The organism is Paenibacillus sp. FSL R7-0210 (genome assembly GCF_038009085.1).
Lineage (GTDB): Bacteria > Bacillota > Bacilli > Paenibacillales > Paenibacillaceae > Paenibacillus_AQ > Paenibacillus_AQ silagei.
In genome coordinates, this window is the sequence record NZ_JBBPAR010000001.1 from 5572333 (window position 1) to 5587581 (window position 15249).

Annotated in this window: 12 protein-coding genes; 5 read left to right on the top strand and 7 right to left on the bottom strand. The window is 51.7% G+C overall.

Annotated elements, in window-relative coordinates; genetic code table 11:
* The first annotated feature begins 3 nt into the window (after positions 1 to 3).
* The 4 genes from MKY64_RS23530 (at position 4) to MKY64_RS23545 (ending at position 5440) form a co-directional block, all read left to right on the top strand.
* Positions 4 to 1569, top strand: a complete 1566-nt coding sequence (locus tag MKY64_RS23530; protein WP_340956096.1) for a response regulator — start codon at positions 4 to 6, stop codon at positions 1567 to 1569.
* A 192-nt stretch (positions 1570 to 1761) separates the two neighbouring features.
* On the top strand, positions 1762 to 2724 hold the full coding sequence (locus MKY64_RS23535) for an ABC transporter permease (protein WP_339312744.1): 963 nt from the start codon (positions 1762 to 1764) through the stop codon (positions 2722 to 2724).
* An 11-nt stretch (positions 2725 to 2735) separates the two neighbouring features.
* The gene (locus tag MKY64_RS23540; RefSeq protein WP_340956100.1) at positions 2736 to 3626 is read left to right on the top strand and encodes a carbohydrate ABC transporter permease; all 891 of its coding nucleotides are present in this window, start codon (positions 2736 to 2738) and stop codon (positions 3624 to 3626) included.
* Between the two features lie 56 nt (positions 3627 to 3682).
* Positions 3683 to 5440: a hypothetical protein gene (locus MKY64_RS23545; protein ID WP_340956104.1), complete on the top strand. Its 1758-nt coding sequence runs from the start codon at positions 3683 to 3685 to the stop codon at positions 5438 to 5440.
* 64 nt (positions 5441 to 5504) lie between these two features.
* Here the strand turns inward: MKY64_RS23545 and MKY64_RS23550 are convergent, their stop codons facing one another.
* Positions 5505 to 6608 carry a slipin family protein gene (locus MKY64_RS23550; protein WP_340958157.1) on the bottom strand — a complete coding sequence of 368 codons (1104 nt, stop codon included), beginning with the start codon at positions 6606 to 6608 and terminating at the stop codon, positions 5505 to 5507.
* Between the two features lie 1202 nt (positions 6609 to 7810).
* On the opposite strand from MKY64_RS23550, the gene MKY64_RS23555 reads away from it, so the two are divergent.
* A complete protein-coding gene (locus MKY64_RS23555; protein WP_229521449.1) occupies positions 7811 to 7861 on the top strand; it encodes a hypothetical protein in 51 nt (16 codons plus the stop codon).
* A 206-nt stretch (positions 7862 to 8067) separates the two neighbouring features.
* On the opposite strand, the gene MKY64_RS23560 is transcribed toward MKY64_RS23555, so the two are convergent.
* From MKY64_RS23560 to MKY64_RS23585, 6 genes are all read right to left on the bottom strand, one after another.
* A complete protein-coding gene (locus tag MKY64_RS23560) occupies positions 8068 to 8598 on the bottom strand; it encodes an NADAR family protein (protein WP_340956106.1) in 531 nt (176 codons plus the stop codon).
* A gap of 23 nt (positions 8599 to 8621) precedes the next feature.
* Entirely contained in the window at positions 8622 to 9458 is an 837-nt protein-coding gene (locus MKY64_RS23565) for a copper amine oxidase N-terminal domain-containing protein (protein ID WP_340956107.1), read from the bottom strand.
* A 19-nt stretch (positions 9459 to 9477) separates the two neighbouring features.
* On the bottom strand, positions 9478 to 11892 hold the full coding sequence (locus MKY64_RS23570) for a restriction endonuclease-like protein (RefSeq protein WP_340956109.1): 2415 nt from the start codon (positions 11890 to 11892) through the stop codon (positions 9478 to 9480).
* Positions 11864 to 13672 carry an McrB family protein gene (locus MKY64_RS23575; RefSeq protein WP_340956111.1) on the bottom strand — a complete coding sequence of 603 codons (1809 nt, stop codon included), beginning with the start codon at positions 13670 to 13672 and terminating at the stop codon, positions 11864 to 11866. Before MKY64_RS23575 ends, MKY64_RS23570 begins: the two co-directional genes overlap by 29 nt.
* A gap of 489 nt (positions 13673 to 14161) precedes the next feature.
* Positions 14162 to 14485: a nucleoside triphosphate pyrophosphohydrolase gene (locus MKY64_RS23580; RefSeq protein WP_340956112.1), complete on the bottom strand. Its 324-nt coding sequence runs from the start codon at positions 14483 to 14485 to the stop codon at positions 14162 to 14164.
* Positions 14486 to 14490: 5 nt separating this feature from the next.
* Positions 14491 to 15177 (bottom strand): nuclease-related domain-containing protein, encoded by a 687-nt coding sequence (locus tag MKY64_RS23585; RefSeq protein ID WP_340956114.1) that lies wholly within the window; start codon positions 15175 to 15177, stop codon positions 14491 to 14493.
* Positions 15178 to 15249: the final 72 nt, after the last annotated feature.

Here is a 15249-nt window from a genome sequence, read left to right on the forward strand (position 1 = left end):
GGGATGTACAAGCTGTTGATCGTGGATGATGAGAAAATGGTACGCGAAGGCCTTCAGGATATTATCGAGTACCTGAAGGTGCCTCAGATCGGCCCGCTGCTGACCGCACGCGATGGCGCCGATGCGCTGGAGGTGATCGCGCGGGAAGAACCGCCGATCGTGCTGACAGATCTCAACATGCCCGGCATGGGCGGGCTGGAGATGCTCCGTACGCTCCGCGAACGGCACCAGCGCCATAAGATCATCGTCATCAGCGGATACGATGATTTCCATCTGGTGAAGGAGAGCTTCAAGCTGGGCGTGCGCGACTATCTGCTGAAGCCGGTCCATTCCGGCGACCTTGCCGAGGTGCTGAACAAGACAGTGCACGAGCTTCAGCAGGAGCAGCAGCAGGACCTTGAAGGCCACTCCGAGCAAAAACTGGCCCTGCTGGAGAAGGCCAGCCGGGGCATGAATCAGGTTCTGCACACTGCCCCGGATGACCATGATGCCATCCAGGCCGTACTGGGTGAGTTGGGCTGCCGCTTCCCTCATCCTGCCACTGCGGCGGCCATCGTCTCCGTGAGCCAACCGGCTCCGCACGAGCCTTCCACCGGCGGCAACTGGGAGCAGCTTCTGCTGGCTGCCGATTGGAAGCAGCCCGATCTCAGTCTGCTCCCCTTTTATAACCGCCATAATGACCTGGTCCTCTGGCTCAACTATAATGATCAGCTGTATGATGCTGGCGGCATACACAAGCTGCTCCAGCCGTTCCTGGCGGATGGCTCCGCCGCGGTTGCCGTCGGTGCTGCGGTGCACTGCGCACCCGGCGCGGTTCAGCCCGCAGCAGCCGGTGCTACGGAGTCCGGTAGCCGCACGAGCGGCTTGGCCTTTGCCTACCAGAGCGCACTGGACACGCTTCAGTACAAGCTGACCGCCTCCCGGCATAGCCTTATTGTGTACGAGGATACTCTGAACAAGGAAGATACCCGGATCAAGCCGGAGCATCTGAGAACGCTGGTGGAGCTGATCGATATGGGGCGCCGGGAGCAGGTGCTCCCGCTGATCCAGCATTATTTTAACGAAGAAGCCCTGAAGAGCAGCAGCATGAGCAGCATTCGCCATAATTACGAGATCATCCTGCACACGATCGGCTGGCTGCCCGGCCAGAAGCGCGACCTCTCTACCTTTGAACGAAGCGAGGCCCTGCGGCTGTACCTCAAGTCCTGTATCCTGCATATGATCGAAGCCCGCGCAAGTCTGACGCACAGCGGCGATGTGGTGGAGATTGCCAAGACCTATGTGCAGAAGCAGCTGCTGAACGGCATCAACATGGCTTTTATCGCCAATTATTGTAATATGAGCTATAACTATTTCAGTAAAATGTTCAAGGACAGCACCGGGGTCAACTTCCAGGATTATGTCACGATGAAGCGGATGGAATACGCCAGGCAGGCTCTCAGCGGACTCAATGTCAAAATCCATACAGTATCCGAGCAGCTCGGCTACAGCAACCCCAAGAACTTCTCCCGTGTCTTCAAAAGCTATTTCGGGGTCAGTCCGAAGGAATATCAGAAGCATTCCCGGTGAATTCAACCTAAGCGGAGCTTCCTCCGCCCCACTCTGTCTCATGACCGCAGGCTCCCCGCTTCGCTTACGCGAAAGGAGGGGCTTTTTGTCTGTTCAGGATGAATAATGATACCTTTTCATAACCTCCAATCCTGTTATCGCTTTCTTAATCCGCTTACAATTGATGAAGCACAAGAGAAAAGAGGTTGCCAGATGACAGATTCAGAGGCTACGCTCGCGGCGCGCAAATCCCCGGGCACAGGCAGGAACTTCCGGAACAAGGATCAGCTGTCGCTTCAGACCATGATTCTTCCCGGTATTATATTCATTCTCGTCTTTACATTTATTCCGCTCTACGGTGTACTGATTGCCTTCAAGGAATATAACATCGTCACCGGAATTCGAGGCATCTTTACGGCAGAATGGGTCGGATTGGACAATTTCAAGGAGTTCGTGAACGATATCAACTTCTGGAATATGCTGCGCAATACGCTTGGCATCAATATCCTGGGGCTGCTCATCAACTTCCCCCTGACCATCCTGTTCGCGCTGATGCTCAACGAGCTGACTTCCCAGCATTTCAAGAAGCTGACGCAGACGGTCACTTATCTGCCTCACTTTATCTCCTGGAGCATCTTCGGCGGATTGATTATCAACATTCTGTCGCCGAGCAGCGGTGTCGTTAACTATGTGCTGCTGCAGCTTGGGATCATTTCCGAGCCGATCCATTTCCTTGGGGAACAGGACTACTTCTGGCTGCTTGCCGTGCTCACGAATCTCGTGAAGGAGCTGGGCTGGGGGGCCATACTCTATCTCGCCGCCATTGCGGGCATCGATCAGGAAATGTACGAAGCGGCCTACATGGACGGAGCCACACGCTTCCAGCGTATCTGGCACATCACGCTGCCGTCCATTACCGGCACGATTGTCATTTTGCTCGTATTTTCCATCAGTAATATCCTGAACAGCGGCTTCGACCAGTTCTTCGTGCTTCAGAATCCTCTGAATATTGATAGCAGCGAGGTCATTGACACTTATGTCTACAAGGTGGGGCTCAGGGAGTTCCGTATGGAATACGCTACGGCTGTGGGTCTGATGAAGACGGTCATTGCGCTCGTCCTGCTCTATCTTGCCAACCTCACGGCCAAAAAAATAACAAAAAGAGGAATCTTCTAGGGGGTACGCTCGTGGTTAAGGATCGCTCATGGCGGGAACATCTGTTCAATGCATGCAATGTTCTGATTATGCTCATTCTGATTGTATTTACGCTCTATCCGTTCTGGTATTCAGTGATCGGCTCCTTCAACGAAGGCGCAGACTATGCCAGAGGAGGCGTGTACCTGTTCACCCGGCAGTTCACCTGGGACAACTACAGCGCTTTGTTCAGCGACAGCGCTCTGATCCGGGCCTTCGGGGTTACCGTGGCCCGGACGGTGATCGGTACGTTCACCCATATTGTGTTTACAGCTATGTTCGCTTACGCCTTCTCCCGCCAGAACCTTAAATACCGGAAATTCTACTCCATGCTGGGACTCAGCAGTATGTACCTCAGCGGCGGAATGATTCCGTTCTTCATTCTGATCAACTCGCTGGGGCTGTACAATCACTTCCTGGTGTTCATTATTCCGGCCCTGTTCAGCTTCTGGAACGTGATTCTGTTCCGCTCCTATTTCGCCGAGCTGCCGGAAGCACTGATCGAATCCGCCAAAATCGACGGCGCCGGGGAATACACCATCTTTTTCAAGTTTATTCTGCCTTTATCCAAGCCCGTGATCGCCGCGGTCTCGCTCTTCACGGCTGTCGGCCACTGGAATGCTTATTATGACGCCATGATCTATACGTTTGGTGATCATCTGCAGACGGTCCAGCTCTATATCCTGAAACTGGTTCAAAGCACGGAAGCCGCTCTATTGCTGGCTAATATGTCGGGCACCGTCGGTACGGCGCACAGTACCGTCACGACAACGACCTTGCAACTTTCCGCCATGGTCGCCGCATCGCTCCCGATTGTGCTGATCTATCCTTTTGTACAGAAATATTTCATCAAGGGTATGCTCATAGGCTCTGTCAAAGGATAAATCCGCTTAAGGTTGGATGAACATATAGCTTACGATGATAACTTGGGGGTAAAAAAATGAAGAAAACAGCAACGGCCTTATTATCCATCTGTCTCAGTCTGACACTCGTATTAACCGGCTGCTCCAAAGCGGGCAACGCCAATAACGAAACCACCCCGTCGCCTACAGCGGCTGCCGGCAGCGGGGACACAGGCGCAAATACAGCAACAGCCTCAGAACCCGGCTGGACATCCAACACAGCGCCTGCCACCTTGTCCTGGTATGTAGGCGTACCGGGTTACTCCAAGAAATGGGATGCGCAGAACAACTATGTAGACAAGCTTATTACCGGGGAGACCGGCGTCAGCGTCGATTATGTACTCGCCGGGAATGATGTGAACTCCGAATTCAACGTGATGATGGCCACCGGCAATCTGCCTGACATTATCACACTGGACCGCTGGAACAGCAACTCGCTGATCCAGACGCTGATGAGCAGCGGCACAGTGGCTCCCCTTAACAAGCTGATGGAGGAGTATGATCCGTACCTGACCACCATTCTGCCGCCATCCATGGTAGACTGGTACACCCAGCCGGACGGCAATCTCTACTCCATTCCGAACTACTATGTATCTCCGGAGATGCTGGATCAGTATCCCGGGGTGAAGAAGTTCTACAATGAACGCTCCAACGGCCAGATTCTGGTCCGCCAGGACATCATGAACGATCTCGGCATTACTATGGAAGACCTGCAGCAGGAGGATTCCCTGATTGCAGCGCTGAAGAAGGTGAAGGCCGCCGGGGTGAAATATAACGGCATGGATGTCATTCCAGTCTATCTGGACGATAAGGATAAATATATCAACGACTCCCTGGGTGTGCTGAGCGGCTCCTTCGGCGCCGTTAGCGAGACAGAGGACGGCTCTTATTCAGATGTCCGCCGCACCAGCGAATTCAAGAATGTGCTGAAATTCGTCAACAGACTATATTCGGAAGATCTGCTGTCACTGGAGAACTTCACAAGCGACCACAACCAGATTGCGGAGAAAATGACGCAGGGCTCGATCTTCATGAAGATCGGCAGCTACGCCGACTACAAAGACCCGGTCAACAATCTCTACCAAGCCGATAAAGAAGCGAAATATGTAACCGTTGACGCTGTTCAGTCCAAGGAAGGCACGCTGCCGCAATACGGCAGATCGCTCAATAAGGGCTGGACCCTGACCTTCATTAACAAAAAGTCCAAGCAGCAGGACCGCGCAATTCAGTTCCTGGAATATCTGTACAGCGAGCATGGCCAGACCGTCAACAGCTTCGGCAAGGAAGGCGAGACCTTCACGGTAACAGCAGACGGTAAATACAAGCTGAACGCCGAAATTGAGGAAGCAATCAACAAGGACTGGAACGCCGCCTCCAAGAAATGGGGCTTCGACTCCATCTGGTGGATGGTCAATGAGGTCTGGCTGAAGGATGTCAAAGAAGCCGAAAAGACCGAGCAGACGGAATATATGGACAAGCTGTTCTCCGGCACAGCCAAATATATGTTCAGTAATGATGTTATGGATTCCGGCAACCTGTTCGATGCGTATGAGCCCGGCTCCAAGGAAGCCAATGCCGAAGCGAAAATTAATGTCTACTGGGCACAAGTCGTTCCCAAAATCATTTTCGCCAAAAGCGATGCCGAATTCGAATCCGTCTACACAGAAGCCCTCGCCACCCTGGACAAGCTGGGCCTGAAGGATATCGAAGCCGCGAAGAACGCCCGCGTCCAGGAACTCAAAGAAGCCACAGGTACTAAGCTGGTATCGCCTAAGTATACTGGAACTTATCAATAAGTTAACAAAGAAAGACGCTGCGGGGAGACATTCCCGGGCGTCTTTTATTTATATCTTAAGTCGTCTACTTATTGGCCCCGATGAGTGAGCTTAACCGCTCCAGCAGATCGCCGCCGCCGGTGACCGAGATGGAGCCGATCCGGTCGCATATCTTCTCGAGGAATTCCAGCTCCTTGAGCCGGAACAGCGTCTGATTCTCGTCCATCAGCTTCGCCGTATTCAGCAGGCTGCGTGTAGAAGCCGTCTCTTCCCGGCGGGTAAGCAGGTTCGCCTGCGCCTTCTTCTCGGCGAGCAGGACGGTGTTCAGGATGTCTTTCATTTCCCCCGGCAGAATCACATCCTTCACCCCCGCCCCGACAAAACGTACCCCGAATTCTTCTCCCTTCTCCTGGATACGGGACAGAATGAAGGTGGCAACATCCTCTTTTCGTTTCAGGAGATCGTCCAACTTCAGCGTCCCGACATATTCCCGGAGCAGGAGCTGAAGCTGGATGTGGATCTGCTCGTCAAACCCCTTCATCTCCAGAACACGGTGCGGACTTACGATGGTGTACTGGCATACGAAGTTCAGACGCAGCGAGACCTTATCTTCTGTCATCATTTCCTGGCCCACCAGATCCATCTGCTGCTGTCTTAGATCTACCGTCTTGGTCAGCACCGAGACCGGTCCCTTCCAGAAATAATACTTACCCGGCTTAAGCTCCCGCTGGAGTGTATGATCATAGAACAGGAAGCCCTGCTCGTAGCTCGCAATCTCGTAGCACTGCACATACGGAGTAAGCTTCGGGATAATTGAGCGGTCGATCCCGGCAGGCAGCTCCGGCTGCCGGATATCCATATGCACGAAGGTGTGCTTCCTCAAGAGGTTCCAATAAGCATACACACCCGGCTTCAGCAGCTGCTTAAATTGGCCATCCTCATAGTGCAGAACAATCTCATGATCCTGTACGCGTACGACATCGAGCTCCCGCAGGAGTTCATCCTCCTGTAAGAACAGCTCCAGGTCTTTGCCCTCGACACTAAACGGTCTGCCAATGTTCAATACTACTACCGTATGCTGCGACCATGAGAAGTAACGGTAGGTTCCCGGCAGCAGCCGCTTCACATAACTTCCTTTATGAAAGAGCAGACCACGCTGGTCCGCTTGAATCGTGATTGGCTTCAACATCATATGTATTACCCCCTTCATGATTGGACCAATGGATGACAGAATCCCGCTGCAGACCGGGCGGAATCACGTTTGAGACAGCGGTCTGCCGGGAGGTCCGGGAGGACTCTTGAGACCTGAGGCTAACCCAACCTTCAGCCGGCCTTCGTTCCCTTCTGTCCTTGCCACTGTCCTCCCCTGCTGCCGCACTATCGGTATCCACGGATTGCAAAGCCCTTCCGCAGTGCGCTAGACTAGCCGCCAGAGATCCTGTCCATTGGTTTCCTTACTCCGATTGTGCTTCAATAGTCGCTCGATGGAAATCGAGTACTGTAACCAACGTCGCTGTGAAGGCGATCGGGGAATCGAACCCCTTAGGTGCTCTTACCGCAACGGACCGTACAGGATACCGTAACATACATGCCGGCACTGCGGGATCACCTGAGATCCCCGCCTCGTTACGCCCGTTCGGATAAGAACCGGATGTAGGATGAACGCGCTTGGCGTTACCTTACAGGCTCTATCATCGCTGATATCCAGCGTGGCGAACATGGCGGAAGTATTACGATGGGAGAATAAATTTCCAGGGGGGGAAGAGACATGAACAAAATGCCTGCGGCATCGCCATTGCGAATGTGGTCGGTTTTTCGACCATATTCGCCTCCAGCCCAGAGGTCCACGGGCAGCCCATTGTGTTCGGTGAACAGCGAAGTCATTCCAGAGTATAGTCTCCTGCGGATGCTCCAAGACACTTATCCACATTGCACGGAAATAATAATTTCCCAATCAATGAAAAAAAATCCAAAGGCAGGTGGGGGAGCCTGCTTTTGGGCTTGAGTAGGAGATTTGGTTTGTGTATTCAAAATTAGCCCAAAAGAAATAGACCGCCCTCACCAAAGGAATCGGTCTATTCTTTAACTGATATTCCCAAAGCCACCGCCCTTAAAAATGGCTATTGCTCCGAGAGTCGTGTTAGCGCACGACTCTCTTTTTTTATTATACTTTCTCCTGCCTGTTGCACCACTCTCTTAAAATTTCTCATTAGCCCAAGCCCACTCTTCCGGCGGGCTCCATTGGTTGAGTCTGCGCTGTTCGTATATTCAAAATTTTCCATCCGTGGTATAATCGCAAGAGCAATAGAAAGGCTTATATGGGCGGTCGGCTAATCTCCCGGAAGGGAGGTGACGCCAATGGAGGTTTATCAAGCATTGTCCCTAATGTTCATGTTTGGCATGTTCATTATTGCGCTGCTAAATTACCTCAAAAAGAAATAGACCGCCCTGCCCAAGGGATACGGTCTATTCTTTGACGGTCTACCTTTTGAAGCCACCGCCCTTAAAAGCGGCTATTGCTCCGAGAGTCGTGTATCCAGCACGGCTCTCTTTGTATTCTACGTTTTTTCTGCCTTTACTATACCACAAATCAGTTCATAAAGTAAGAAAATGTATGAAGTTATCTATTGAAATACGCATCTTACTCCTTAAGAGCCTCCGGTGACTGCTTCGCTCTTGAGGCCGTCCCGAATCTCCATCAGCAGCTTCCCCAGCATATTGCCGCCCTGCCCGTCCCCGCCGTCTCCCCAATAGGCATCATTCGAGGTATGCTCAACAAGCGTACAATCGCCAGTGGATAACAAGATAGACTTGATTGCAGGATGCTGTTCGACCTTGGCCATGAGCGCTTCCCGCATCACCTGAACCTTGCATTCCTCCCAATCCGGGCGCAGCGGCCGGCTCCGCTCCCGTCCCATCCTGGCCGCTATCATAGGCGTACTGGCGAGCCGGATTTCCTCTTCATGCTCTGTTCCCGCAAACTTCTGCGCCTGGAAGTAATGCTCCGATGTCGCCCACTCTTTGCCCTTTAACAGGATCGGATACTTCGCAAAATTAGAAAAGCAGCCGTAAGGCTTATCCGTCTCATAGAAGCGTATCACACGCGCCTCTGGCTTAGCCGATAACCATTCCTTTCTATGATCATCGTGCAGCTTCTGAATGTGTTCCGGGATGTCCATGGCAGACCTAACCTCCTTGATTTTTACTTGATCCGCGAATTGAAAATCACATAATCCGGCGCTGAGGGAACATAAATAGTGAATGACAGGGCAGCCGCCTTAGGAGTCGGTTGCGAAGGGCCGGGAAGCTGCCGGACTACCGCCTGCCCTTGGCTGTTCACAGCGACGAACTCCAAGCTGGAAGCGCCCTTGGGAATAACAGACCCGGAGGCGTTAAGCACGCTGAGAGTCAGCCGGAAGCCCTTGCCGTCGGCAGACTGCGTCATCAGTGTAGGATAAAAGGGATGCTGGCGCTCCCCAGGCACATCTTCAAACGGAGTCACGCTCTGCCACGCCTTGGCCTGCGGCAGCACTGTGTCACCCCGGCCTTGCACTATCAGTACATTGCGGTTAAGCAGGTTGGACATGTTCTCCCATTTCACCTTCTTCAGTCCAGTGAGGATTGGGTTCATGGGCGCAAACAGCACACCATCCTGCAACTGCGGGGACACTCCCAGCGCTATCGCACTCCCGTCTTTGGTTACCGCCGTAGCCTGCCCGACCCGCAGTTTCCCCACACTTTCCCCAAGAAGCGATACCGTGGAGCTTTTGCTGGCGGCATCATAGGTCAGCTGTGCACCCAGCGCACCTGCAAAAGCACGAACCGGTACCATTAAATTGCCTGCCTGGATATAGGGCGCCAGCTTGCCTGGAAACAACACATATTGGTTATTGATCAGCAGCGGCCTGATCTGATTTCCCACTACCGGTGCAGCCTGCGCCGGAGCCGCCGTATGTACGGCTGGCAGCAGACCAGCGAGCAGCAGCATAATTAAGGCTTTCATAGCCAGCCGAAAGAATGGACGATGGCGATGATTCATAATTCATTTCTCCTTTTTTTCAAATATTCCTAACCTCCACAACCCTACCCAAATCCACATACTCCACATGATCCAGCCTCACCTTAACTCTGCCCTTGCGGCGCTTCTCCCGCCATTCGCGTATTGCTTCCTCCGTATCCAGCCGCAGCTCGGCAATCTCCAAAGCCCGGTCCAGGATGTACTTACTCGTATAGAGCACCGTGTAAATCCCTTGTCCTCCCAGCGCGATAGGATCAGCTAACCTCTTCCATTCCTCAATCGTGAAGCGTACATACAGCTCTTCCTCGGTACCCGGCCGACAAGGGATTTCCGTGATCTCCTTACGCCGCAGCACCTGCCAATCCGCTACCTTGCCTACCCAGTGAATCCCTGTTTTGGCCGGATCAATGAACTTCTTACGGGATTGGCACATCGCAATGTATTCGATCTGGGTCAGCAGCTTCTGGCTGGCAAGATTCTTAAGCGGCATATGATAAAAAGCGTTCCGCACCGCCACCCCAACCTGCTCCGGCCCCCGGACAGAACCAACCAGCACATTCTTGCCCCCAAGCTTATTGGCATAATACTCCTTCGTGCCGCGCGGGCGCGTGGATCGTTCGTAGGCTTTCTCCGGGCTGTCGCGGATAATCTCATCCAGGAACTGCTCCACCAGACCTGTGGCATTGGGCAGGAACGGGAAGGCACCGATGTTGAGCAGCTCAATGCTGCGGTAGAACTGATGACTCTTGAACCGCTCTTCATCTGGATAAGGGAATAACACATACGCCCCGAACATGCTTCGCTCATACTCCCCGGAGCCCTTCTCCTGATACACAATCGCGTCCCGGTAGCGGTGCATCGTATTAATGTCGTCCTCCTCCGGTCCGGGCTGTCTATACCTCTTCTCATAGGGAGTCCCCTCATACGCCGGATTCAAGCGGTATTTGGCATCGAAGACATACTTATACTCCTTGATCTGACCCGCATCCCTTTTCTTCAGAGTAAGCACATTATCCGGGCGCTGACTAAGTGTCGGCGTCTTATCCGTTCTCGGAATCGAGTTATAGTACAGGATGAACTGCTCCCCGTTGACCGGATTCTCATAGACCATCTGCGCACTCTGCGAGCGGTCCAGCGTAACGAAGATCCCGCTGCGGTTCACCCGGATGATATCCTGCTTCACCAGCCTATACTTCTGCCCCAACAGCTGATTCAGCTTAAGGAAGCACCAGTATTCATAGAGCTGCGCGACATCCTTCATGGATAGGCGAAGCAGGTCGCTTTGGATCGACAGGCCTTTGAGCAGCATGAGATAACAGCGATAGACCTCACGGTATCCGGGGGCCATCTGCAGCACTAGTGTTACGGACATCTGCTTCAGCGCTCCGGCCTCCCGCAGAAAATCTATCTTAAGCACCCGCTCCAACTGAGTGAGCATCGTGTCTATTCTTCGAATGAGCAGCGGATCTGAGGTCCGGCTGTTCTTTTTCCAGCGGCTCTTAAGCTCCTTCAGCTTGCCATGAATCCGTTCCAGCATCCAGCGGACGAACCGGTTCTCACTCGTATCATAGGCGAGACGCTTCCGTGTCTCCATTAAGTGCGATGCTGTGTAGCTCCGGTTACCGATGGTTAAGAATCCATGGTTCATGTCTTCTCTTAACCGTTCAGGATGCTTCGCGAGCTCGCGGATGTTCTCTCTTCCGGCTTTTTTGACCCGGCCTGCATCCATTAACCGCCGCTCCTGGAGCAGCGCAACATTAGGATTCTTGTTGATCCGCTCAACGGCATCCAAGAGCTGTCTGAATACATGCTGTAGGATCGCGAAGAACTCCGTCAGGCTCTGATGCTGCGTCTCCTTAAGGCCAGTTAGCTGATAGGTCCGGCGCAGAAAATCAAAAGCCAAATTATAGATCTGCGCGTTCACCTCATGCAGAAGGTTCTGGTAATCCCGCTTATAATCCATTTTCGAGGGGAAAATCTCCATCTCCACCCGCAGCAGCGTCTGCCCTTCGCCCCGGATCTCCCATTCCGTCAGCCCAACCTCGTTCCCAAAGTTCAGCACACCTGCAAGAATAGAATCACCCAGAGGCTTAACCGCTTGCCGGAGCAGCACATTGTCATGATAGAAAGTAAGCTTGGCCCCCTTCTTATTCTGAATCACCAGTTCATACGGCTGCGTCTCATAAAAGCAAGGAAAGGAAGACTCTCCCGGCTGCCAGTCGATCAGCCCATAGGCTTCAGGCGAGAACACCTTAATCTGCACTTCCCCAAGCCGCTGCGAGCATGTAATTCCAAGCTGAGCATTCACCCACTCCTGATCCGGGGAGCGATGAAGCTGCAACGTCTCCACCGTAGGATGATAGGGCCGCCCCTGCACATATAGTGTAAAAAGCTCCGTCTCGATACGGAGCAATTCCACCGCCTGATTAAGAGAGCCAGTATGAGGTGAATCCATCTTCCTCCAGCCTCCTAAGCATATAAGCCAATTTACGGGCACTTTGCGGATGCTTCACCCCAAGCGGATTCTGCCCGGCAGCCCATCTCAGATAGAGTGGCGAAGCATCATCGTCCATGAGTTCTCGAACATTAACCGCTATGCCAGCATCGCTGCCTATCGCAACCTTCATCAGATTAAGCAGCACCCGGCGCACGGAGGAATGACTTCCCTGGATACGCGGCAGAATCTTTTGCAGCAGCTGCCAGTCGAACGCCTCTTCCTCATCCATCAGGCTAAAGCGCTCGTTATAGATCATATAGAAGCAAATCGCATCCCGCACCCGGAAGCCCACATGAGCATGGATATCCTCCAGCAGCGTATTGATCTTCACCAGTCTCTCCGTTGTCCGCACAACAAGCTCCTGATGGGTATCATAGGCATCCACCAGCTGCAAATAATCGGAACGGAGGAAGAGATGATTCAGCTCCGTAAGATCAGCGGGATCACCCGCGTCCTGCTCAGCCCCTTGCGGATACTGCTGCAGATTGATGTAATTGAACTCCAGGGTGCTTGCGCGGTCGAGAACTTTTTTGCTAAAAGGATGCGTAGTCTCGTCCATATTCACCGTCCCGATCAGGAATACATTCTCCGGGATGCCCAGGCCGCCATAGGTCAATTGGTCCTCAGCCGTACCCAGCAAGGCACGAGAGATCAGCTCCTGCGTCTGAATCTCACTCTCCCGCCACTCCTGCGTCTCCAGCACACTTAATAGATCACTGAAATAATGCTCCACCCGGGCCAAATTCATCTCATCCAGGCAGATAAAATACGGCTTATGCCGGTTCTCCGGCTGCCGCGCCTCCACGAACACATGCGTCATCGGACCCGGCTGGAACCTGCCCGACAGATCCTTATACCCCAGCAGATCCGCAGGATCACTCCAATCCGGCCGCACCGGAATCAAGGTATATTGCCCATTCTCCCGCGTCGCCCCCAGCGCCTCTGCGAACAGCTTCACCAGCCTCGTCTTCCCCGTCCCCGAGATCCCCGCCAGAATCACAAACGGCTTCGCCTTCAGCGACAGGTAGAAGTTCTCGATCAGATGCTCCGGGAAAAAGAAGCCTTGGCGGCGGATGTGGGATTGGATTTGGTGGAGGATAGAAGGTATTTCAGTGTCGTCAATCGGCTCAAGTATGGCTTCTGTATACTCGGTCACTGGCTCTACCTCCAGGGCGCTTGCCGTTTCACTAAGTACATGCTCTTCAACGTAAATCCGATAATCTTCCACTACGTTCTGGAGATCCTGTATCAATGTCTCATCCGAAGGCACTTTACCATGTTCATACTTCATATAAGCAACCGTAGCTACCTGATAATCCTTCCCTCGGCCTTGGCCCAGGAGTTGAATATTTTCGTCCTTATTCATATTTGTGAGAGGAATAAGCTTACGAATCTCTTGGGTTTTATTGCGTAGGTAGGTATACTTATCGTCGCTCTCCTTCTCCTTCGGTACAATTGCTACTCCTTGAGCAAATGATAGATACACAGCACTCATATCTTCTGCAAAAATATAGATGACATATTCACCGCTCTGAGTGGTACTAGTAATTCGTTTATCTAATATAGAGAACCAAGGTAAATCGGCCCACTTCCCCTGCCCAATAGAGCCTTGAATCATATAGTACTCCTCATACAGGAAAGGCAACGCTCTTAGCTCAGTAGGAATCGTTCTGCGTAATAGGGTGCCTAAGGAATGATCCTTAAAGGGCTCTCTTTTGGCCTGAACATAATGATCCATAATATTCTCCAGGTGTTTTTTCAGAGAGAACTGTTGCATTGCCGCATTGTACTTGTGTAGCTCTTCTTGTGCAAGATTCTCAAGTTGAGTTAGGCCAGCCTCTCCGAGTTGATGCTTCACCTCTGGATTGAAACCAATGGAGTTATCTTCAGTATCAACCGATATAATTTCTGAAAGTACCTTAACAGGTGTCGTCAAAATAGTATTAAGTTGTCCTTTTGTTATCTCACTCCACCGGGCTTGGTAGCGGGAAGGTGCCTCATCTACACGATGCCCATTGTCTTGTTGCTGTATATAATAACCAAGAAATCGCTCCTTCACTTTATCAAAGGCCGCTCTCTCCTGATTAGTATTTTTCAACTCTTCAATTAAGGATAAGACAAGAACCATCTTGTATGATTTTTGTTTTTTCTTGAAAATTTGGCTAATGGATTCTGGTAATGTCATGTTGATCCCCCAATAGGCACATTTGATATCAAGCGAAAGGGACTACTCCGTCACTTCAATCAGAAAAGTTCGATCTGTAAACCCTCCACGTTCCTCAGCTTTCTTAGCGCGTACCTTCTCTAGATCCTCTGGCAGGATCTTATGTATCTGAGCAAGAGCATGGACCACCTCAAGAATATCGGCCAACTCTTCCACCGCTTCTGCATCACCAGCGGCTTGGTAATACTCTTCTACCTCTTCACGAAGCTTCTTTTTCAGTTCAGAAACATAGGATTCATACTCTAAAGTGATGCAATTAGAGTTCTTACCTGTGCTTTGGATAATCTCAGGGATTTTGTCACGAACAAGCTTGTTGTAGACCGGCATTCCAATCAGCTCCGTTTCTTGATTTTATTGATATGAAGCTTGCGTATCTCGGCATCGGTGATGTTGGACTGAACCAGATGATCATATATAGTTTGGATCTGCACCGCAGAAATAGGAGGCTCAGAGATTCCCGCCTTCAAGCTGATCAGTTTCCTAGAGATAAACTCGCTTAATTCCACATCATAGACAACCAGTTCGTCCGACTGGATCTTCCGCAGCTCGGGGTCAATACTGAACCTACATCTCATCGTGAATGAAATCATAGAGATGTATTTTACAGCGGCTACACCTTTCAGCAGACTCTCAATGGCCTTGATATGCCCATAATTCTGCTTCAGCGGATTATACATCTTGTACCGGTTACTCACCGACCATTGCTGATCTGTCCGTCCACCCTTAATTTCTCCATTGTAGTTTTTCGTCTCAATAACAAATATGCAATATGGGGAAATAACAACATGATCTATCTGGGCGTAGCCTGTTCTAGATTTGGGATTAGGGAGCAGCAGATCGCTTAAGGATTTGCAATCCTTAGGCAGTTGATCCAGCTGAATGTTAATTTTATGCTCGCCTAGCTCACCAATCCGGGTGGGTACAACCTTGGGCTTAGCTTTTGGAGTGTGTACCTTATGTACAGCCTGTGGTGGCTTAGGGTCTGACTTTTGGAAGAGTTTCTTTAGTGCTTCAAACATAGCCCAACCTCATATCCTCTTGATTTACAATATGTATGGTAATTCGACAATATGGGAGGGATTCCCTGCCAA